The sequence below is a fragment of the Serratia sp. CY83965 genome (assembly GCF_052166375.1).
GTDB lineage: Bacteria > Pseudomonadota > Gammaproteobacteria > Enterobacterales > Enterobacteriaceae > Serratia > Serratia marcescens.
The window spans coordinates 742,849-762,562 of record NZ_JBJNOV010000001.1; the positions used below are offsets into that span (position 1 = coordinate 742,849).

At 63.1% G+C, this 19,714-nt stretch carries 21 protein-coding genes and 1 other annotated feature; of the genes, 9 read left to right on the forward strand and 12 right to left on the reverse strand.

Translation table 11 applies throughout. The features are described 5' to 3' along the window. Positions 1–5: 5 nt before the first annotated feature. The 6 genes from hisH to hisL form a co-directional block, all read right to left on the reverse strand. Positions 6–596: an imidazole glycerol phosphate synthase subunit HisH gene (hisH, locus tag ACJ8PL_RS03690; RefSeq protein ID WP_004938803.1), complete on the reverse strand. Its 591-nt coding sequence runs from the start codon at positions 594–596 to the stop codon at positions 6–8. Next, the gene (hisB, locus tag ACJ8PL_RS03695) at positions 596–1,663 is read right to left on the reverse strand and encodes a bifunctional histidinol-phosphatase/imidazoleglycerol-phosphate dehydratase HisB (protein WP_016928404.1); all 1,068 of its coding nucleotides are present in this window, start codon (positions 1,661–1,663) and stop codon (positions 596–598) included. The genes hisH and hisB overlap by 1 nt, the downstream gene beginning before the upstream one ends. Continuing rightward, a complete protein-coding gene (hisC, locus tag ACJ8PL_RS03700) occupies positions 1,660–2,748 on the reverse strand; it encodes a histidinol-phosphate transaminase (protein ID WP_033640854.1) in 1,089 nt (362 codons plus the stop codon). Before hisC ends, hisB begins: the two co-directional genes overlap by 4 nt. Beyond that, positions 2,745–4,052 carry a histidinol dehydrogenase gene (hisD, locus tag ACJ8PL_RS03705; protein ID WP_033640853.1) on the reverse strand — a complete coding sequence of 436 codons (1,308 nt, stop codon included), beginning with the start codon at positions 4,050–4,052 and terminating at the stop codon, positions 2,745–2,747. Before hisD ends, hisC begins: the two co-directional genes overlap by 4 nt. A 4-nt stretch (positions 4,053–4,056) precedes the next feature. After that, positions 4,057–4,956, reverse strand: a complete 900-nt coding sequence (gene hisG, locus ACJ8PL_RS03710) for an ATP phosphoribosyltransferase (protein ID WP_004938793.1) — start codon at positions 4,954–4,956, stop codon at positions 4,057–4,059. Between the two features lie 71 nt (positions 4,957–5,027). Then, positions 5,028–5,154 (reverse strand) — a sequence feature (His leader region). Then, positions 5,130–5,177: a his operon leader peptide gene (hisL, locus tag ACJ8PL_RS03715; protein WP_100396937.1), complete on the reverse strand. Its 48-nt coding sequence runs from the start codon at positions 5,175–5,177 to the stop codon at positions 5,130–5,132. Its footprint overlaps the feature before it by 25 nt. A gap of 229 nt (positions 5,178–5,406) precedes the next feature. On the opposite strand from hisL, the gene ACJ8PL_RS03720 reads away from it, so the two are divergent. Then, positions 5,407–6,231 carry an SDR family oxidoreductase gene (locus ACJ8PL_RS03720; protein WP_016928401.1) on the forward strand — a complete coding sequence of 275 codons (825 nt, stop codon included), beginning with the start codon at positions 5,407–5,409 and terminating at the stop codon, positions 6,229–6,231. Between the two features lie 15 nt (positions 6,232–6,246). Here the strand turns inward: ACJ8PL_RS03720 and ACJ8PL_RS03725 are convergent, their stop codons facing one another. Further along, positions 6,247–7,131: a LysR family transcriptional regulator gene (locus tag ACJ8PL_RS03725; RefSeq protein ID WP_016928400.1), complete on the reverse strand. Its 885-nt coding sequence runs from the start codon at positions 7,129–7,131 to the stop codon at positions 6,247–6,249. A gap of 137 nt (positions 7,132–7,268) precedes the next feature. On the opposite strand from ACJ8PL_RS03725, the gene ACJ8PL_RS03730 reads away from it, so the two are divergent. Then, the gene (locus tag ACJ8PL_RS03730; protein ID WP_028127964.1) at positions 7,269–8,459 is read left to right on the forward strand and encodes an MFS transporter; all 1,191 of its coding nucleotides are present in this window, start codon (positions 7,269–7,271) and stop codon (positions 8,457–8,459) included. Here the strand turns inward: ACJ8PL_RS03730 and ACJ8PL_RS03735 are convergent. Then, positions 8,450–9,355 (reverse strand): LysR family transcriptional regulator, encoded by a 906-nt coding sequence (locus tag ACJ8PL_RS03735; protein ID WP_016928398.1) that lies wholly within the window; start codon positions 9,353–9,355, stop codon positions 8,450–8,452. The two genes, ACJ8PL_RS03730 and ACJ8PL_RS03735, sit on opposite strands and share 10 nt — an antisense overlap. A 249-nt stretch (positions 9,356–9,604) precedes the next feature. Between ACJ8PL_RS03735 and speB the strand changes: the two genes are divergently transcribed. The 4 genes from speB (at position 9,605) to ACJ8PL_RS03755 (ending at position 14,253) form a co-directional block, all read left to right on the forward strand. Beyond that, positions 9,605–10,537 (forward strand): agmatinase, encoded by a 933-nt coding sequence (speB, locus tag ACJ8PL_RS03740; protein WP_197829205.1) that lies wholly within the window; start codon positions 9,605–9,607, stop codon positions 10,535–10,537. A 77-nt stretch (positions 10,538–10,614) separates the two neighbouring features. After that, positions 10,615–12,000 carry a sodium:solute symporter gene (locus ACJ8PL_RS03745; RefSeq protein WP_442530826.1) on the forward strand — a complete coding sequence of 462 codons (1,386 nt, stop codon included), beginning with the start codon at positions 10,615–10,617 and terminating at the stop codon, positions 11,998–12,000. Between the two features lie 16 nt (positions 12,001–12,016). Beyond that, a complete protein-coding gene (locus ACJ8PL_RS03750; protein WP_240293971.1) occupies positions 12,017–13,444 on the forward strand; it encodes a purine-cytosine permease family protein in 1,428 nt (475 codons plus the stop codon). Next, entirely contained in the window at positions 13,441–14,253 is an 813-nt protein-coding gene (locus ACJ8PL_RS03755) for a nitrilase-related carbon-nitrogen hydrolase (RefSeq protein WP_016928394.1), read from the forward strand. The genes ACJ8PL_RS03750 and ACJ8PL_RS03755 overlap by 4 nt, the downstream gene beginning before the upstream one ends. Positions 14,254–14,327: 74 nt before the next feature. Here the strand turns inward: ACJ8PL_RS03755 and ACJ8PL_RS03760 are convergent, their stop codons facing one another. Next, positions 14,328–15,311, reverse strand: coding sequence for a magnesium and cobalt transport protein CorA (locus tag ACJ8PL_RS03760; RefSeq protein WP_015377262.1), 984 nt, complete (start codon positions 15,309–15,311; stop codon positions 14,328–14,330). An 11-nt stretch (positions 15,312–15,322) separates the two neighbouring features. Further along, positions 15,323–15,742, reverse strand: a complete 420-nt coding sequence (locus ACJ8PL_RS03765) for a GNAT family N-acetyltransferase (RefSeq protein WP_016928392.1) — start codon at positions 15,740–15,742, stop codon at positions 15,323–15,325. Between the two features lie 131 nt (positions 15,743–15,873). Between ACJ8PL_RS03765 and ACJ8PL_RS03770 the strand changes: the two genes are divergently transcribed. Next, complete coding sequence (locus ACJ8PL_RS03770; RefSeq protein ID WP_016928391.1) at positions 15,874–16,974, forward strand: PQQ-dependent sugar dehydrogenase; 1,101 nt, start codon at positions 15,874–15,876, stop codon at positions 16,972–16,974. 13 nt (positions 16,975–16,987) lie between these two features. Here ACJ8PL_RS03770 and ACJ8PL_RS03775 read toward each other — a convergent pair whose 3' ends face one another. Together ACJ8PL_RS03775 and ACJ8PL_RS03780 are read right to left on the reverse strand one after the other, a co-directional pair. After that, complete coding sequence (locus ACJ8PL_RS03775) at positions 16,988–17,608, reverse strand: glutathione S-transferase family protein (RefSeq protein ID WP_016928390.1); 621 nt, start codon at positions 17,606–17,608, stop codon at positions 16,988–16,990. Between the two features lie 89 nt (positions 17,609–17,697). Further along, entirely contained in the window at positions 17,698–18,354 is a 657-nt protein-coding gene (locus ACJ8PL_RS03780; RefSeq protein WP_016928389.1) for an HAD family hydrolase, read from the reverse strand. Between the two features lie 107 nt (positions 18,355–18,461). Here ACJ8PL_RS03780 and ACJ8PL_RS03785 point away from each other — a divergent pair, with 107 nt between their 5' ends. Together ACJ8PL_RS03785 and ACJ8PL_RS03790 are read left to right on the forward strand one after the other, a co-directional pair. Further along, positions 18,462–18,698, forward strand: coding sequence for a hypothetical protein (locus ACJ8PL_RS03785; protein WP_100225598.1), 237 nt, complete (start codon positions 18,462–18,464; stop codon positions 18,696–18,698). Then, positions 18,643–19,665: an isopenicillin N synthase family dioxygenase gene (locus ACJ8PL_RS03790; RefSeq protein ID WP_240294079.1), complete on the forward strand. Its 1,023-nt coding sequence runs from the start codon at positions 18,643–18,645 to the stop codon at positions 19,663–19,665. The genes ACJ8PL_RS03785 and ACJ8PL_RS03790 overlap by 56 nt, the downstream gene beginning before the upstream one ends. The last annotated feature ends 49 nt before the right edge of the window (positions 19,666–19,714 follow it).

A 19,714-nucleotide genomic window follows, 5' to 3' on the forward strand; every position in this document is an offset into this window, starting at 1 on the left:
GCTGCCTACATCTCCAGAAAGTTTTTCAACAGTTGCGCGCCGGCCGCTCCAGATCGTTCTGGATGAAACTGCACGCCGAAGAAATTGTCTTTTTGCACGGCGGCGGTGAAGGGCTCGCCGTAGTTCGCCTGGGCGATGGTGCTGGGGCATATCGGCATCGCATAGCTGTGTACGAAATAGAAGTAGGCGCCGTCATCGATGCCGCGGAACAGATGGTGGCCCGCCTGCGCGGACACCTGGTTCCAGCCCATGTGCGGCAGCGGCAGGCCGAAGTCGGTCATCTGCTTCACCGGCGTATCGATGAGGCCGAGCGTGGTCACACCGCCGTTCTCTTCGCTGCTGGCCGCCAGCAGCTGCATGCCGAGGCAAATGCCCAGCACCGGCTGCGTGCAGGCCCTGATCAGTTCGATCAAATCGCGCTCGCGCAGCTGATCCATCGCCGCCTGCGCGGTGCCGACGCCCGGCAGGAACAGCTTGTCGGCGCGCAGCACGATCTCCGGATCGCGGCTCACCTCCGGCTGATAGCCCAGGCGCCGCACCGCGTAGGTGACGGAGGCCAGGTTGGCGCAGCCGGTATCCAAAATCACCACGTTCATCACAGCACTCCTTTCGAACTCGGCAGGGTATTGCCCTCGACGCGGATCGCCTGGCGCAGCGTGCGGCCAAACACTTTGAACAGGCTCTCGACCCGGTGGTGGTCGTTTTTGCCCTTGGTCTTCAGGTGAAGCGTGCAGCCCATGGTGTAAGAGAGCGAACGGAAGAAGTGCTCGACCATTTCGGTGCTGAGATCGCCGACGCGCTGATAGTTGAACTCGGCTTTGTACTCCAGGTGCGGGCGGCCGGAGATATCCAGCGCGCAGCGAGCCAGGCATTCGTCCATCGGTAACACGAAGCCGAAGCGGGCGATGCCGCGCTTGTCGCCCAATGCCTTGTTCAGCGCTTCACCCAGCGCCAGGCCGGTGTCTTCCACCGTGTGGTGATCGTCGATATACAGGTCGCCTTTGACGTCGATCTCCATGCGGAAGCCGCCGTGGGTGGCGATCTGATCCAGCATGTGGTCGAAGAAGCCGACGCCGGTTTTGATTTTGCTGCCGCCTTCGCGATCCAGCCACACGTTGACGTCGATCTGCGTCTCTTTGGTCACGCGGTTAACCCGCGCGTGACGGTCACGCAGGGTCAGCTGGCGCACGATCTCTTTCCAACCCAGCACGCCGCGCTGGTAACGCAGCCCCTGGATGCCCATATTTTCCGCCAGCTGCACATCGGTCGGCCGATCGCCGATCACGTAGCTGTGTGCGGTATCGAGCACGCCGGGTTCCAGGTAGCCCTTCACCAGCGCGGTTTTCGGCTTGCGGCAGTCGCAGTTGTCCGCCGGCAGGTGCGGGCAGATCAGCACATCGGTGAACTGAATGCCCTGGGAGCTGAGGATCTGCATCATCAGGTTGTGCGGCGGATCGAAGGTCTCCTGCGGGAAACTGGCGGTGCCGAGCCCATCCTGATTGGTGATCATCACCAGCTGATACCCCGCCTGTTGCAGCGCCAGCAGGGAAGGGATCACGTCTGGCTCGAGCGCCAGCTTGTCCAGGCGGTCAACCTGGAAATCTTCCGGTGGCTCGGCGATCAGCGTGCCGTCACGATCGATAAAGAGGATTTTTTGGCTCACATTGGCTCCTGGCGAGTCTGGTTGGCGCCGGGCAGGGCGGACAAGGCGTCCACCACGCGTTGACATTCGTCGCGGGTGCCTATGGTGATGCGCAGGCAGCCGGACAACCCGGGCTGTTTGTTTTGGTCTCGTAAGATAATGCCCTGATCCCACAAGCTTTTAAACACATTACTTGAGGCGGTGAAGCGAGCCAGCAGGTAATTGCTGTCGCTGGCGAAAACCTGCTCGACGCAGGCGCATTTCTCCAGCTGTTGCTGCAGCCAGCTGCGGGTGGCTGCGATGTCGGTGACGCGCTGGCGCATGGTGCGGATACCTTCCTCGCTCAGCGCCTGCGCGGCGATATCCGCCACCGGCGTCGAGAGCGGGTAAGGCGCGATCACCTTCAGCAGCAGGGCAATCAGATCTTCATTGGCGAGCGTAAAGCCGCAGCGCAGGCCGGCCAGCGCAAAGGCCTTCGACAGCGTGCGCAGAATAGCCAGGTGCGGATAGTCACTCAGCCAGCCGGCCACCGAAGCCTGCGGGCAAAACTCGATATAGGCTTCGTCCACCGCAACGATCGCCTTGCCTTTGGCCAGCTCCAGCAGGCTGCGTAGATCGTCCGGATCGATCAGGTTGCCGGTTGGGTTGTTCGGGCTGCAGACGTAGATCAGCTTTACGTTGTCCAGGCTGTCCGCGATGGCCGGCAGATCCAGCTGCCAGTCTTCTTTGGCGGCCACGGTGCGGCGCTCCACGCCGAAGGTTTCGGCGCTGACGGCGTACATGCCGTAGGTCGGCGGGCAGAACAGAATGGCGTCTTTGCCCGGCTCGCAGAAGGCGCGGATCAGCAGCTCGATGCCTTCATCGGCGCCGCGGCTGACCAGCACCTGCTCTTTCTTCACCCCGGCATAGGCGGCGTAGCGTTCGATCACCTGCGCCGGCTGGCACTCCGGATAGCGGTTGAAGGTTTGCGCGGTCAGCTGGAATTCCGGGGCGATCGGGTATTCGTTGGCGTTCAGCCATACGTCGCCCTTGCCGCCGAGGCGGCGCGCCGATTGATAAGGGGTCAGCTCGCGAACGTTGGCGCGCGCCAGTTTTTCGATGCTCATGCTTGCTCCTTCAGGGCGGCGACGCGCAGGGTCACGGCATTCTTGTGGGCGATCAACTGCTCGGCGGCAGCCAGCGTCTCGATGGTGGCGGCCAGGTTGCTGAAGCCCTGCGGCGTCAGTTCCTGCACCGTCATGCGTTTTTGAAAATCGGCCAGCCCCAGGCTGGAGCAGGTGGCGGTGTAGCCGTAGGTCGGCAGCACGTGGTTGGTGCCGGAGGCGTAATCGCCGGCGGACTCCGGCGACCAGTCGCCGAGGAACACCGAACCGGCGCTGGTGATGCCGTCCACCAGTTCACGCGCATTGCGGGTCTGAATAATCAGGTGCTCCGGGCCGTAGCGGTTGCTGATCGCCACGCACTCGGACAGATCGCGCGCTACGATCAGGCGGCTGCTCGCCAGCGCCTGACGGGCGGTCTCGGCACGCGGCAGCTCGGCCAGCTGGCTTTCCACCGCGTCGGCCACCGCCTGCGCCATCGCCGCGTCCGGCGTCAGCAGGATCACCTGCGAATCCGGGCCGTGTTCGGCCTGCGACAGCAGATCGGAAGCGACGAATGCCGGGGTGGCGCCGGCGTCGGCGATCACCAGCACCTCCGAAGGGCCGGCAGGCATGTCGATGGCCGCGCCGTCGAGGCGCTGGCTGACCTGCCGCTTGGCTTCGGTCACGAAGGCGTTGCCCGGCCCGAAGATCTTCGCCACGCGCGGCACGCTCTCGGTGCCGAACGCCAGGGCGGCGATCGCCTGCGCGCCCCCGACCTGAAACACTTCCTGCACGCCGCACAGCTGCGCCGCATACAGGATCTCATCGGCGATCGGCGGCGGCGAGCACAGCACCACCCGGCGGCAGCCGGCGATGCGCGCCGGCGTCGCCAGCATCAGCACGGTGGAGAACAGCGGCGCCGATCCGCCGGGAATATACAGACCCACCGAGTCGATAGGGCGGGTCACCTGTTGGCAGCGCACGCCCGGTTGCGTTTCGACGTCCACCGGCGGCAGTCGCTGCGCGTTGTGGAAGGTTTCCACGTTGGCGACGGCCACCGCCATCGCCTGTTTGATGTCGTCGCCCAACCGCGCGGCGGCGGCGGCGATCTGCTCGGCGCTGACGCGCAGCGCCGAGACTTCCGCCTTGTCGAAACGGGCGCTGTAGTCGCGCAGCGCCCGATCGCCGTTGGCCTTCACGTTGTCGAGGATTTCGCTCACCGTGCGGGTGATGCTGTCGGAGGCGGCGATTGCCGGGCGCATCAGCAGCTCGGTCTGGCGTTCGGCGCTGCTGGTCGCCCAATCGATCGGCGTGTTGAAGGTCGACATGGCGTTACTCCATCATCTTTTCAATCGGCAGCACCAGAATCGAGCTGGCGCCGAGCGCTTTCAGTTTTTCCATGGTTTCCCAGAACAGGGTTTCGCTGCTCACCATGTGCATCGCCACGCGGTTCTGCGCGCCGGCCAGCGGCAGAATGGTCGGGCGCTCGGCGCCCGGCAGCAGCGCGACGATCTCGTCCAGTTTCTCGCTCGGCGCGTGCAGCATGATGTATTTGGATTCACGCGCCTGGATCACGCCCTGAATGCGGGTCATCAGGCGATCGATCAGCTGCTGTTTGGCTTCCGGCATTTCGCCGTCGCGCTGGATCAGGCAGGCCTTGGAGCGGTAGATCACCTCCACTTCGCGCAGGCCGTTGGCCTCCAGCGTGGCGCCGGTAGAGACCAGATCGCAGATGGCGTCGGCCAGGCCGGCGCGCGGCGCCACTTCCACCGAGCCGTTCAGCAGGCAAGATTTGAAGCGCACGCCCTGCTTGTCGAGGTATTGCTTCAGCAGGTGCGGGTAAGAGGTGGCGATGCGGGCGTCCTGCAGGCTTTGCGGGCCGGTGTATTCGGCGTCGAGCGGGGTGGCCAGCGACAGGCGGCAGCCGCCGAAATCGAGGCGGCGCAGGGTGAAGTAACGCGGGTCTTCGCCCTGGGCGCGGCGGCTGAGCAGCTCTTCTTCCAGCACGTTTTCGCCGATGATGCCGAGATCGACCACGCCGTCCATCACCAGGCCCGGAATATCGTCGTCGCGCACGCGCAGGATATCGATCGGCATGTTTTCCGCGAAGGCGATCAGACGCTGTTGCTGCAGGTTGATCTTGATGCCGCAGCGCGCCAGCAGTTCCTGGGATTCATCGCTCAGGCGGCCCGACTTCTGCATTGCGATCCGTAAACGTGTCTTGTCCAGCATGGTAACCTCTGTTTAATCTGTAATTTTATGAATTTATTGTAAAAACTATTCTTTTCTGTCTGTCCGGAGCCAAAAAAAAACCCTCGGAAGAAATCTTCCGAGGGCTCTCTCTTGCGTTCTGCGCGCCACTGGAAGATTAACAAACCGTCTTCCAGCACTCATCGCCTGAAAGACTAGTCAGGGTGATGGTGATGATGGTGGTTGAACTGAACGCGTGTCATGGTGTTTTTCTCTAATCAAAAGCCGGTAAAAACCGTATGCCAATTAAGCTAAACTATCCGCTGTCCACCGCGCAACCCTTTTTTAACGTCATAAATTTAATTTATTGAAACAGGTTAGGTTATTAGCCACAGACGGCTTTACCTGACCTTAAGCCGGGCAGATTGTATCGCCGTGCGCAGTGGCGTAGCCTTAGGGGTAGGGCGCTGCGATCTTCAGGAGAGGAAGAGGATGAAAAAGGTAGCCATTATTGGTTTGGGTTGGCTGGGCATGCCGTTGGCGCTGTCGCTGATGGGGCGCGGGTATGACGTGGTCGGCAGCAAAACCACGCCGGACGGCGTCGAGGCCGCGCGCATGAGCGGCATCGAATGTTACCAACTGGAGCTGACGCCGGAGCTGGTGTGCGATCCGGACGATCTGGAATCGCTGCTGCGCGTGGATGCGCTGGTGGTGACACTGCCCGCTCGCCGCACCGTCGAAGGCAGCGAAAACTATTTCAATGCGGTGCGCATGCTGGTGGACAGCGCGATGGCCTTTGGCGTGCCGCGGGTGATCTTCACCAGTTCCACCTCGGTGTACGGCGAAACCGCCGGCACGCTGCGCGAAGAGTCGCCGCTGCGGCCGGTCTCGCCGTCGGGCCGGGTGTTGGCCGAGCTCGAACGTTGGCTGCATGAATTGCCGAATACCTCGGTGGACATTCTGCGCCTGGCGGGGCTGGTGGGCGCCGATCGTCACCCCGGCCGCTTCCTGGCGGGAAAACTCGACGTGAAGGGCGGTTCGCAGGGGGTAAATCTGGTGCACCAGGACGACGTCATCGCCGCCATCCAACTGTTGCTGAAGCTGCCGAAGGGGGGCCACGTGTACAACCTGTGCGCGCCGCGTCATCCGGCCAAACGCGAATTTTATCCGGCGCTGGCCGAGCAGTTGCACCTGGAGCCGCCGCAGTTCGCCGACGAGGCGGAGCAGGATGAGCGACTGGTGGACGGCAACCGCATCTGCAACGAGCTGGGTTTCGAGTACCAGCATCCCGATCCGGCGCGCATGCCGGTCAGTTAAGACGGTATATGTCGTTTAAAGCGGGAACAGATGGCTCGTCACAAAGTCGACGAACAGCCTGATTTTGACTGACAGGTGGCGGCCCGACGGCCAGAGGACATGAAAGACCATGTTCTCGCGGTGGTATTCATCCAAAACCGTCACCAGGCTGCCCTGTTCCAGCTGTCTGCGCACGGCGATCTCCGGCAAATAAGCAATGCCCAGCCCTTGTTCCGCGAAGCACACCTGCGGATCGAGGGTATTTGTCACCATGCTGGCTGGCCGTTCGGGGAGCATCTCCGTCTTGTCCCCCAGCGGCCAGATATCCAGTTTGCCGGTGCTGGGAAAGCGATAATGCAAACGGGCATGGCTTGTCAGATCCTCTGGCTTGCGCGGCATACCCGCTTTGCTGAAATAACCCGGCGCGCCAACGAAAACCTTGCGGCAGGTACCCAGCCGGCGGGCAACCAGCCGTGAGTCACTCGGGGTTCCGCTGCGGATAACGGCATCGAAACCTTCCTCAATCACGTCAACCAGCCGATCCGAATAATCAATATCCAGCTCGATCTCAGGATAGCGGCGCTTGAAGTCTCCCAGTTTTGGCATGAAGAGCGTGCCCAGCGACGGGAGGCTGATGCGCAGCTTGCCCTGAGGCGTTCCCCGCGTTTGCAACAGCTCGGCTTCCGCCTCTTTCACCTCACTCAAAATGCGCCGACACCTTTCCAGGAACAAGGCCCCTTCCGGCGTCAGGTTGACCGTGCGGGTGGAACGGTGAAACAGGCGCACGCTGAGCCGTTCCTCCAGCCGGGCGATGGTTTTGCTGACCGCCGAGGCGGAGATCCCCAGCTGTTGCCCGGCCGCCGTGAAACTGCGGCTTTCACTGACCCGGACGAAAACGTCGAGAGAACCCAAGCTTTCCATAGGCTTCCATTCTATTGATGACTTATTAGTCATGAGTGTTGTTCACTTTAGCCTATTTTTCTTTTATCGGCGAGTGGGCAGCATGATGCAACCGTCATCCGCGATGGGCGGAAACATCTTTGAATGGGGAGTGATTGATGAATCAAACGACGATATCTGCGCCTGCCGGGAGCATCGAGCGGTTGCCGCTGGGGGGCTTACTGGCATTGGCGATGGCCGCTTTCATCACGCTGCTGACCGAGATCATGCCGGCGGGCGTGCTTTCTTCGATCGCGGGCGATTTGAACGTGTCTGAAAGCCTGGCGGGGCAATTCATCACCGCCTATGCGGTGGGCGCGTTGGTCGCCGCCATTCCGCTGACCGCATTAACGCAAGGCATGCGGCGCCGCCCCTTGCTGTTGAGCGCGATCTGCGGTTTTGCCATCGTCAACCTCGTCACGGCGCTGTCGCATGATTACCATGTCTCATTGGCGACGCGTTTCTTCGCCGGCGTTTTCGGCGGCATCGTTTGGTCTTTGCTGGCCGGTTACGCCGTGCGCATGTCACCGGCTCATCTTGGCGGCCGCGCTATTGCGATCTCCGGCGCCGGCGCCACTCTGGCGTTGGTGCTCGGCGTACCGCTTGGCACGTTGCTTGGTCGAGCCATCGGTTGGCAGGGCGCCTTTGGCCTGATGACGTTGATGGCGCTCGCGCTCGTGGCGTGGATCATCGCCATTGTGCCGGATTTCCCCGGCCAGGCTAAGGCGCATCGCCCGTCTCTGAGCGGCGTCTTCTTGCAGTGCGGGATCCGCGCCGTGCTGTTCGTGGTGTTCACCTTCATCGTTGCCCACAACATTCTGTATATCTACCTGGAGCCTTTCCTCAAGCCGTCGGGGTTATCCGAGCGGGTCGATATCGTTCTGTTTATCTTCGGGCTGGGCGCGATTGCCGGATTAGGCATTGCCGGGATGCTGGTCGATCGGCGAGTCCAATCTCTTACGGTGACGAGTATCGTTATCTTTTCCTTCGCCGCCGTGCTGCTGGGGAGTGGGGGACGGGCGGCCCCGATTGTCTATCTCTCCGTCGCATTGTGGGGCGTGGCTTTCGGCGGTTTCGCCACCCTCACGCAGACGGCATTGTCACGGCTTTCCGGCCGCGCGGCCGACGTGGCGCAGTCCATGTATACGACGGGCTGGAATACCGCTGTGGCCGCCGGTGGCGCGGTCGGCGGCATGGTGCTCGACAGGGGCGGGACGGCCTCTTTCGCCTGGGCCATCATCGGGTTCCTCGTCCTGTCTTTAACCGGCACGCTGTTTGCCATGAATCGGGCGCTGGCCTCTCAGCGATGAGGTGATGGGCGTGCGGCGCGCGCCAAATCCTCCAGCAGCGCGTTCAACGCCTCGTCGGGCTGGACGGGGCGGCTGACCAGGCTGAGCGTGGCGCGGTAAGAGAGCGCTGCGCCGCCCAACTGCCGCAGCAGCCCCTGTTCCACCCAGCGCGCCGCGTAGTGGGTGGGCAGATAGCCAAGACAGGTGCCGCTCAGCACCAGATGGGCGACGCTTTCCATATGGTGAGCCACCGCCGCCAGATGTGGCGGCGCGATCGGGCACAGCTGCTGCGCCAGCAGGTAGCCGCGCTTGACCCAGCGCGCGTTTTCAATCTGCTCGCGCTCCGGTTCTTCCACCGCGAACAGCGGGTGATCCTCACTGCAATAGATCGCCTGCGTCTCCTCCAGCCACGGCTGATAACGCAACGCTTCCAGCTGTTGGCCGAAGTAGCCGATGCCCAGATCGAGCTGCCGGTGCAGCAGCCCTTGCTCAATCTCGTTCGGCGAACAGATGCGGCACTGCAATTGCACGTCCTGATGTCGGCGCTGGAAGTGTTTGATGGCCTGGCTGAACGGATTGCCCGGCAGCGAAACCAGGTTATCCACCAGACCGATTTGCAGATCGCCGGTCAGCAGGCCGTTCAGCGACTGGCTGACCCGGGTGAAGTCGCGGGCGGCGTTGAACAGCGAGCGGCAGGCGATCAGCATGCGTTCGCCCTTGGGCGTCAGCCGGAAGCCGGAGCGCCCGCGCTGACACAGGCGAAAACCCAGCCGGGTTTCCAACGAGGCCAGATGGGTGCTGATGGTGGATTGGTTCATCAGCAGCGCTTCCTGCGCGGCGCTGACACCCTGGGCTTCCGCCACTGCGACGAACACCCGCAGCAGTTTCAGATCGATATCGCTTAGGTTGGTGAGCATCGCCCCCTCCGCAGAACGTCGGCCGGTTAACCCATTTTTAACATCGAAGAAATAGGTGCGGCGCTGAAGATATGGCCTTCCTTATGGCATGAATTTTAAATAAAAATCAATACTTCAATAAGTTAGTTGCATCGCGTTTTTCGATGTTTACATGCAAAAGCGGGAATGGTAGCCGAGGTGGCCAACGGGGTAGCCTGCGAATGTTGCTCAAATGTTTCAATCCATCGCAGATAAAGACAAGGAAACGCCATGCTGAACCAACCCCAAAGCGGTAACGATATGCCGCGCTTTGCCGGCCTCCCCACCATGATGCGCCTGCCCGCGGCCGAACAGGCGCGCGGTCTGGATGCCGCCTTCGTCGGCGTTCCGCTCGATATCGGCACCTCCAACCGCAGCGGCACTCGCTATGGCCCGCGCCAGATCCGCCAGGAATCGGTGATGATCCGCCCCTACAACATGGGTACCGGCTCTGCGCCGTTCGAACGGCTGCAGGTGGCCGATCTGGGGGATGTCGCCATCAACCCCTACAGCCTGGCGGACAGCGTGCAGCGCATCGAGGCGGCTTACCGCGAGATCCTGGCGCACGGTTGCACGCCGTTGACGCTCGGCGGCGATCACACCCTGACGCTGCCGGTGCTGCGCGCCGTCGCCCGTCGTCATGGTCCGGTCGGGCTGATCCACGTCGATGCGCATTCCGATACCAACGAGGAGATGTTCGGCGAACAACTGGCGCACGGCACCACTTTCCGCCGCGCGTTCGAGGAGGGGCTGCTGGCGCCGGAAAAGGTGGTGCAGATTGGCCTGCGCGGCAGTGGCTATGCGGCGGACGACTTCGACTGGTCACGCCGCCAGGGCTTCCGCGTGGTGCCGGCAGAGGCCTGCTGGCACCGGTCGCTGACGCCGCTGATGGCGGAGATCCGCGAGCAGATGGGCGAAGCGCCGGTTTATCTCAGTTTCGATATCGACGGGCTGGATCCGGCCTTCGCACCGGGCACCGGCACGCCGGAGGTCGGCGGGCTGTCGGTTTGGCAAGGTCTGGAGATCGTGCGCGGCTGCCGTGGGTTGAACCTGGTCGGCGGCGACGTGGTGGAAGTGTCGCCGCCTTACGATCGCTCCGGCAACACCGCGCTGCTGGCCGCCAACCTGTTGTTTGAAATGTTGTGCGTGCTGCCGGCCCGTTGAGGCCGGCGCACTGACTCTACCGGCGGAGCGGTTGCGTCGGGGCCCCTGATAACAATAACTACGGAGTGGAGGTACCCATGAATCTCGATCTGCTGGTCGTGGTGTTTTACTTTCTGGTGATAGGCGCGGTGGGGTGGATGGGCATTCGCCGCGCCAACTCCAAAGAGGCGTATCTGGTGGCCGGGCGCAACCTGGGGCCGGGGCTGTATCTGGGCACGCTGTCGGCGGTGGTGCTCGGCGGCGCGTCGACCATCGGCAGTGTCAAGCTCGGCTACACCTACGGCATCTCCGGCGTCTGGCTGTGCGGCGCGCTCGGGCTGGGCATTGTGGTGCTGAGTCTGGTGCTGGCCAAACCGCTGCTCAAACTGAAGCTGTATACCGTCAGCCAGGTGCTGTCGCGGCGCTATCACCCGGCGGCGCGGGTCACCAGCGGCGCGATCATGCTGGCGTATGACCTGATGGTGGCGGTGACCTCGATCATCGCCATCGGCAGCGTGATGCAGGTGATGTTCGGCCTGTCGTTCAGCGCATCCATCCTGCTCGGCGGCGGGCTGGTAGTGCTGTATTCGACGCTGGGCGGCATGTGGTCGCTGACGCTGACCGACATCATTCAGTGCATCATCATGACCGTCGGCATGATGCTGGTGCTGATGCCGATGAGCATCGTCAAGGCCGGCGGCTGGGAGGCGTTCACCAGCCTGCTGCCCGCCGGTTACTACCAACTGTCGTCGATCGGGCTGGACACCATTCTGGTGTTCTTCCTGATTTACTTCTTCGGCATTCTGATCGGCCAGGACATCTGGCAGCGGGTGTTCACCGCCCGTAGCGCCAATGTGGCGCGCTTCGCCGGGCTGGGGGCGGGCGTCTATTGCGTGCTGTACGGCGTGACCGGCGCGCTGATCGGCATGGCCGGCAAGATCGTGCTGCCGTCGCTCAACAACACCGACGGCGCCTTCGCCGCCATCGCGCAAGCGGTGTTGCCGGTTGGCGTCAGCGGGCTGGTGGCCGCCGCGGCCTTGGCGGCGCTGATGTCCACCGCCAGCGCCTGCCTGTTGGCGTCTTCGACCATCGCGCTGGAGGACGTGCTGCCGGCCATCCGCCGTAAACCTTCCGGCGGGCTGGCCGCCGGGCGCTTCACCACGCTTTTCATGGGCGCGGTCATGCTGGGGCTGGCGTTTGTGGTGCGCGACGTACTGGCGGCGCTGACGCTGGCTTACAACCTGTTGGTGGGCGGCATGCTGATCCCGCTGGTGGGGGCGATCTTCTGGCCGCGCGCCACCAGCGTTGGGGCCATCGCCAGTATGCTGACCGGCAGCCTGTGCGTGGTGGGGCTGATGATCTGGCACGGCATCGACGCCAACAGCCCGATCTACGGCGGTCTGCTGGGCGGCGGCGTCGCCTTCGTGTTGGGCAGCCTGCTGAGCCGCCCGGCGCCGCAGTTGCAGACCCAAACCGAGCGTTGAAACGATGAGGTGGGACATGAACAACCGCAATGTGGCGCCACGCCCAAAAATTGAAGTGCGCTCGATAGACTATGTGCCCCGTCACGAGCGGCATGGCAAGGTTTGGCATCAAGCGCCGTTTTGGTTCACCGGTAATTTCGTTTTGACGACGATGGTGGTCGGTTTCACCGGCCCGGCGTTGGGGTTGGGCGCGCTTTATTCGATGCTGGCCATTGTCGTCGGCGTGGGGTTCGGCACGTTCTTCATGGCGTGTCATGCCAATCAGGGGCCGCGCATGGGGCTGCCACAGATGATCCAGTCGCGGGCCCAATTCGGCCTGCGTGGCGCCATCGTTCCCTTTGCCGCCGTGGTGTTTGTTTACATCGGTTTCAACGTGTTCAACGTTATTCTCGCGACTGATGCGATCAACACGGTATTGCCGGGTCACCGTCTGCCTTGGTATGCGTTGCTGATCGCGGTGGCCGTGCTGTTGGCGATCGTCGGCCACGATATGCTGCATGCGGTGCAGCGCTGGCTGACCTATGTGATGATGGCGGTGTTCGGCGTGCTGGCGGTCGGTGCCGTGCTGTCGCTGCGGATGGACGCCGTCGTCGGCGCCGGGCATTTTTCGTGGGCGGCCTTTTTGATTCAGCTGTCGGCGGCCGCCGGCTATCAAATCAGCTACGCGGTGTACGTCTCCGACTATTCGCGCTATTTGCCGCATGAAACGCCGTCTGCCAACGTGATCTTTTGGACTTATCTGGGGGCGGCCGGATCGGCGCTTTGGCTGATGTCGCTGGGGGCGTTTCTGGCTTCAGCCTTACCGGCCCCCGATGCGATCGGCAGCGTACAGGCGGTGGGGAATGCCGTCTATCCTGGGTTTGGCACGTTGGCCGTGTTGATCGCCGTGCCCTCGCTGGTCGGTATCATGGCGGTCAACTGTTATGGCGCGATGCTGACCAGCCTCAGCGCGATTGACGCGTTCCGTAAAGTGACGCCGACGTTGAAATTACGCATGACCGGCATTGGCGTCGTCGCTCTGACGGTGTTTGCGGTGGCGTTGGCCATCCCGGCGAGCTATCTCGCCAGCTTCAATACCTTCGTGCTGCTGATGCTGTATTTCCTGGTGCCCTGGACGGCGGTGAACCTGATGGACTTTTACGTGGTGCGCGGCGGGCATTACGCGATTGGTGAAATCTTCAACCCGGCGGGGATCTACGGCCGATGGGGCGGCTCCGGTCTGACGGCCTACGCGATCGGCCTGCTGGCGATGGTGCCGTTCATGACGTTGGGCTTTTACACTGGCCCCTTTGCTGTTTTACTGGGCGGCGCGGATATCGCTTTTCTGATCGGCCTGCTGGTGGCCGGGAGCGTTTATGTCGTAATGTGCCGGAAGCTCGATCTCGAAGCCGAACGGCGGGTGGCGTTGCGCTGCGAGGGGTTATTGGAAGGAGAACAGGAGTGAAGGAAAAAATCAGCGTCGCATGCTGCCAGTTAGCGTTGCGGGTAGGGGAAGCGGATCACAATCGGGCGCTGTCCGCCCAGGCTATCCGCCGGGCGGCGCAGCGCGGCGCCAACGTCATCGTGTTGCCGGAGTTGGTGAACAGCGGCTACGTGCTGCGCGATAAGGCGGAGGCGCTGGCGTTGGCCGAAGCCGAGGACGGGCCTAGCCTCAGCCTGTGGGGGACCCTGGCGCGCGAGTTGGATGTGGCGATCGTCGCCGGTTTCTGCGAGCGGCTGCCCGATGGCGGGGTGGCCAACAGCGCGGCGTTGATCGATGCGCAGGGCGTGAGGGCGATTTACCGCAAGGCCCACCTGTGGCATGAGGAGAGCACGATCTTTACCCCCGGCGATCGGCCGCCGCCGGTCGTCGAGACGCGCTTTGGCCGGTTGGCGGTGATGATCTGCTACGATCTTGAATTCCCCGAATGGGTGCGGCTGCCGGCGCTGGCCGGCGCTCAGCTGCTGTGCGCACCGGTCAACTGGCCGCTGGCGCCGCGCCCGCAGGGCGAACGGCCGGCGGAGATGGTGAAGGCGCAGGCCAACGCCGCCGTCAATCGGCTGTTCATCGCGGTGTGCGATCGTTGCGAAACGGAACGCGGCGTTGCGTGGATCGGCGGATCGGTGATCGTCGACGCCGATGGCTATCCGTTGACGCAGAGCCTGACAGGCGAAGGCATGGTGCTGGCATCGATGGATATCGGCGCGGCCGATGACAAACACATCGGCCGCCACAATCATGTGCATCGCGATCGGCGGCCGATGCTGTATTGAAGCGGCGGGGCGGTCGGCGGATCCGGCTGCCCCGCCGATCGTTTCTCCGGCGGGAAAATCCGCCGTTTTGGCGCTTACAGCCAGCCTGACTTCTTCAGCTTCTGATACAGGAAAATACAGCCGACGGCGGTCGCCCCCAGCGTGGCGTGATAGGCCCACGGGAATTTCAACTCCGGCATGTCGGCGAAGTTCATGCCGTACAGGCTGAAGATCACCGTCGGGATAGCCAAAATCGCCCCCCAACCCGCCAGCCGTTTCACCACTTCGTTTTGTTTGACCGTCACCAGCGCCAGATTGACGTGCATGGCGTTGGTCAGCATTTCGCGCATGTCGTCGATGTTGCTGACCACCTGATGCGCGTGATCCTGCACGTCGCGCACGTAGGCGCGCAGCTCTTTCGGGATCACCTCTTCGTGCAGGCGAATCAGCTGGTTGCAGATTTCATCCATCGGCAGCGCGGCGTTGCGCAGCGCCAGCAGGTGGCGGCGCAGGGTATAGACGTTCTCGATCGCCGCCTGATCGAACTCCGACTGGAACATGTTGGCTTCGATGTTCTCGATGGTGCTCTCGAAGCGCGTCACCACGCTGCGGTAGTTATCCACCACGAAGTCCAACACCGAATAGAGGGCGAAGCCCGGCCCGCGGCACATCTGCTTGTGGTTCTCTTCCGCTTTGGCGCGGATCGGCGCGTAACTGGGCGAGGCGCCGTGGCGCACCGTCACCAGAAAGTTTTTGCCGACGAAGAAGTGGGTTTCGCCGTATTCGATTTCGTCGTGCTCGCCCCACTGCGCGGTTTTCACCACGATGAACAGCGAGTCGCCGTAGGTCTCCAGCTTCGGCCGCTGGTGCGCGCACAGCGCGTCTTCGATCGCCAAATCGTGCAGTCCGAACTCCTCCTGCACCTTGCGCATAAACGCCGGCTCCGGCTGCCGCAACCCCAGCCAGACGAAGGTGTCCGGCTGTTTGACCACCTCGCTGATATCGTCGATGGTCACTTCGCCCAGCCGTTGGCCGGCTTTGTACGCCACACAGTTCACCACCATGCTTTTGCTGTCCATCTGTCCATCCATCAATCAGTCAGGGTTTTGGTAAGAAAATAGCACTCGTGTTCCACCGGATACTCTTTCAGCGTCATTTGCAGCTGATAGCCGAGCTTTTCGTAGAACGGCCGCGCCTGGAAGCTGAAGGTGTCGAGACGGGCGTAGCGGCAGCCGCGCGCCTGCGCCTCGTGCTCGGCGGCGCGCATCAGCCGGCCACCGAGGCCGCTGCCGCGCTGGGTATCCGCCACCCACAGCCACTCGACGCTCAGCCAGTTGCCCCAGGTTTCGGCGGTCAGGCCGCCGATCACCGTGCCGGCTTCGTCGCGCGCATAGACGCTGAGCGGCTTGCGGTGGCTGGCGTCGATATGCGGCAGGTTGTAAGCGCGCAGGCCTTGCCTGATCGCATCGAGGGTATGTTCGTCAATCGCGTCGGTAACGGTAATGTCCATTTTTCCTCCTGGGTTATGGATTAACTTAAGCACACTGCGGCTAAAAGGCAACCCGTTGAAATGTAATGTAAACACCCATTCCGATGGGCTGGACTACACTAAACGGGTCATTTCATCTTCAGGAGGACGCCATGCCCCGATTGACTCTGCTGGCCGGTTTGCTGCTGTGCAGCGGCCTGCTGCACGCCGCGCCGACGGTCAGCCAATTGCAGGACGGCCTGGAACACCCGTGGTCGCTGGCCTTCTTGCCGGCGGAACAAGGCCTGCTTATCACCGAACGGCCCGGCCGGCTGCGGCTGTGGCAGCAAGGCAAAGGCCTGTCGCCGCCGATCGCCGGCGTGCCGCAGGTCTACGCCGAAGGACAGGGCGGCCTGCTGGAGGTGTTGCCGGCGCCCGACTTCGCTGCCAGCCGCCGGGTGTACCTGAGCTTCGCCGAATCGGGCGAGGGCGGCAAAGCCGGCACGGCGGTCGGCTATGGCCGCCTGAGTGACGACGGCGCGCGGCTGGAAAACTTTAAGGTGATCTTCCGTCAGCAGCCCAAGCTGTCGGTCGGCAATCACTTTGGCGGCAAGCTGGCGTTCGATCGGCAGGGCTACCTGTTTATCGCGCTGGGCGAAAACAACCAGCGGCCGACGGCGCAGGAGACCGACAAGCTGCAGGGCAAGCTGGTGCGGCTGACCGCCGAGGGCGCGATACCACCGGATAATCCCTGGGTCGGCCAGGCAGGTAAACGCCCGGAGGTCTGGTCTTACGGCCACCGCAATCCGCAAGGGCTGGCGTTGAACCCGTGGAGCGGCGCGATCTGGGAACACGAGCACGGCCCGCGCGGCGGCGATGAGCTCAATATCCCGCTGCCGGGTAAAAACTACGGCTGGCCGCTGGCCACCTACGGCATCAACTATTCCGGCCAGCCGATCCCGGAGGCCAAAGGAGAACGGGTGCCCGGCACCGAACAACCGCTGCACTATTGGCGAGTCTCGCCCGGCCTCAGCGGCATGGCGTTCTATGACGGGCAGCGTTTCCCCGCCTGGCGTCACTCGCTGTTCATCGGCGCGCTGGCGCAAAAGGCACTGATTCGCCTGACGCTGGAGGGTGACAAAGTGGTGGCGGAAGAGCGGCTGCTGGGCGATCGCGGCGAACGCATCCGCGAGGTGCGCAGCGGGCCGGATGGCTATTTGTATCTGCTGACGGACGAACGGGACGGCAAGCTGCTGAAGGTCGGGGCGTCGTAACGCCCCGAACGCGTCAGGTGAGCTCGCTCATCACGCCGCGCTGATAGGCCGGGCGAGCGCGCAGCTGCTGATACCAGCGCTCCATGTTCGGCCGCGGGCGGCGGGCGATCGGCATCTCGAACCAGCCGTAGGCGAAGCTGCCGAGCGGGATATCGCCGAAGCCGAATGCGTCGCCGGAGAGGTAAGGCTGGTGCGCCAGCGTCTGTTCAATGACGTCGAAGTGTTTTTCCAGCGTGGCGATCGCCGCTTCGATTTTCGCCATGTCGCGTTGCTCCGGCGCGGTGCGGATCAGGCCCCAAAAGACGATGGTGAAGGCCGGAACGATGGTCGAGGTGGTCCAGTCCATCCATTTCTCGGCGGCGGCGCGCACCTGCAGATCTTGCGGATAGAACGCCGCGTCGCCGAATTTCGCCGCCAGGTAGCGCACGATGGTGTTGGACTCCCACAGCACGAAGTCATCGTCCTGCAGCAGCGGCACCAGGCCGTTCGGGTTCAACGCGCGGTAACTCTCTTCGTTGACCTTGCCGAACGCGCCGCCGGCGTTGATGTGGGTATAGCTCAGCCCCAGTTCGGCGGCGCACCACAGCACCTTCCTGACGTTGTTCGAATTCTCACGACCCCAAATGGTCAGCATGGGATAACTCCGTTAGCGGATTAAAGACCCTTAATACCTACGCCACAATGCGCTTTTTGTCACACCGCAGGGCATTTTTTGTCTGCCGATCAACGCTCCCAGCGGCACACTTCCCAGCCGCGCTCCGCCGCCAGCGCGCTCAACTCGCTGTCGGGGTTGATCACCGTGGCGCTGTCGACGAATTGCAGCATCGCCTTGTCGTTGAGGGAGTCGCTGTAGCCGTGGCTGTGCTCGAACTTCAGGTGCGGATGCTGCGCCAGCCAGTGCTGCAGGCGGATCACCTTGCCCTGTTGGTAGGTCATGGTGCCGTAGGTGTGGCCGGTGAAGCGGCCGTCGCTGATTTCCACGCCGATCGCCAGCGCATCGTCGGCGCCGAGCTGTTCGGCGATCGGCGCCACCAGGTGTTCGCCGGTGGCGGAGATCACCAGGATGCAGTCGCCGCGTTCGCGGTGCCACTGCAGGCGTTCACGGGCGGCGGGATAGACGCGCGGCAGGATGTCGCGCCGGATGTAGCGTTGCACCCAGCCGGCCACGGTTTGCACGCTCAGGCCGGTCAGCGGCGCCAGCGTGGCCTGCATGTAGTCCTCCATCGACAGCTTGCCCTGATAATAGAGCTGCATCAGCTGCTGCTCCTGCAGTTCCAGCTCCGCCGGCGCGAAGCCCTGGCCGACCAGCCAGCGGATCCACAGGCTGGCGCTGTCATCGTCAATCAGGGTTTCATCCAGGTCGAATAAGGCTAAATCCATCAGTATTTCTCCGGCAGGCAGGGTATGAGGTCGTTTACAGGATAGCGGATAGCGCACGTCGCCAGCCAGCGGCGTCGGCGAAATTGCGCAGAGCATAAGAAACATTGATGACGGTTTTGCGACAGTTTGTTGAACGTTTGCATAACTTAGAACGCAACAATATTGGCCGTCCCGGCGAGCGCGATGGTAACTATGGGGCAAATGCAGCTACCCGCCAGGGAGTGACAATGTTGATTATTCGCCTGTACGGCAGCCCGATCGTGATCGGGGAAGAAGAGGAACCGCATGATGACGCACCTGACGACGCTGAAGACGTTGCCGCTGCTGGATCTTTCGCAGCTTGACGGCGATGCGCGCCAGCGGCGCGCCTTTCTCGACGATTTGCGCGCGGCGGCCCGCGACGTCGGTTTTTTCTATCTGCGCGGGCACGGCGTGGACGGCGCGTTGAATGCGCGACTGCAGCACGCCGCGCGGCAATTTTTCGCCCTGCCGGAAGCCGACAAGCTGGCGGTGCAGATGGTGCATTCGCCGCACTTTCGCGGTTACAACCGGGCGGCGGCGGAGCTCACGCGCGGGCAGCCTGACTGGCGCGAACAGTTCGATATCGGCGCCGAACGCCCGGCGCTGACGCTGTCTGATGACACGCCGCGCTGGGCGCGTCTGCAGGGGCCAAATCAGTGGCCGGCGGCGCTGCCGGCGCTGAAACCGCTGCTGCTGGAGTGGCAACAGGCGATGACCGCCATGTCGCTGCGGCTGCTGCGCGCTTTCGCTTTGGCGCTGTCGCTGCCGGAGCAGGCGTTCGATCGCTTGTACGGCGAGAAGCCCAACGAGCACATCAAACTGATCCGCTATCCGGGGCGGGACGCCACCGGCAGCGCACAGGGTGTCGGCGCGCACAAGGACTCCGGGTTTCTCAGCTTCCTGCTGCAGGACGCGCAAAAAGGGCTGCAGGTGGAGGTGAGTGAAGGGCGGTGGATCGACGCCCAACCGCGTGAAGACACTTTCGTGGTGAACATCGGCGAGCTGCTGGAACTGGCGACCAACGGCTATCTGCGCGCCACGGTGCACCGGGTGGAAACGCCGCCGGCGGGGTGCGACAGGCTGTCGATCGCGTTCTTCCTCGGCGCACGGCTGGATGCGGTGGTGCCGCTGTATCAATTGCCGCCGCAGTTGGCGGCGCAGGCGCGCGGCCCGGCCAGCGATCCGCTCAACCCGTTGCTGCGCGACGTGGGGTATAACTACCTGAAAGGCCGCATCCGCTCCCATCCCGATGTGGCGCACCGTTTTTATCAGGACGTCATCGGCGTCTGAACGACGGGCGTAAAAAAGCCCGGCGCGTCGGCCGGGCTGATCGTGCGCT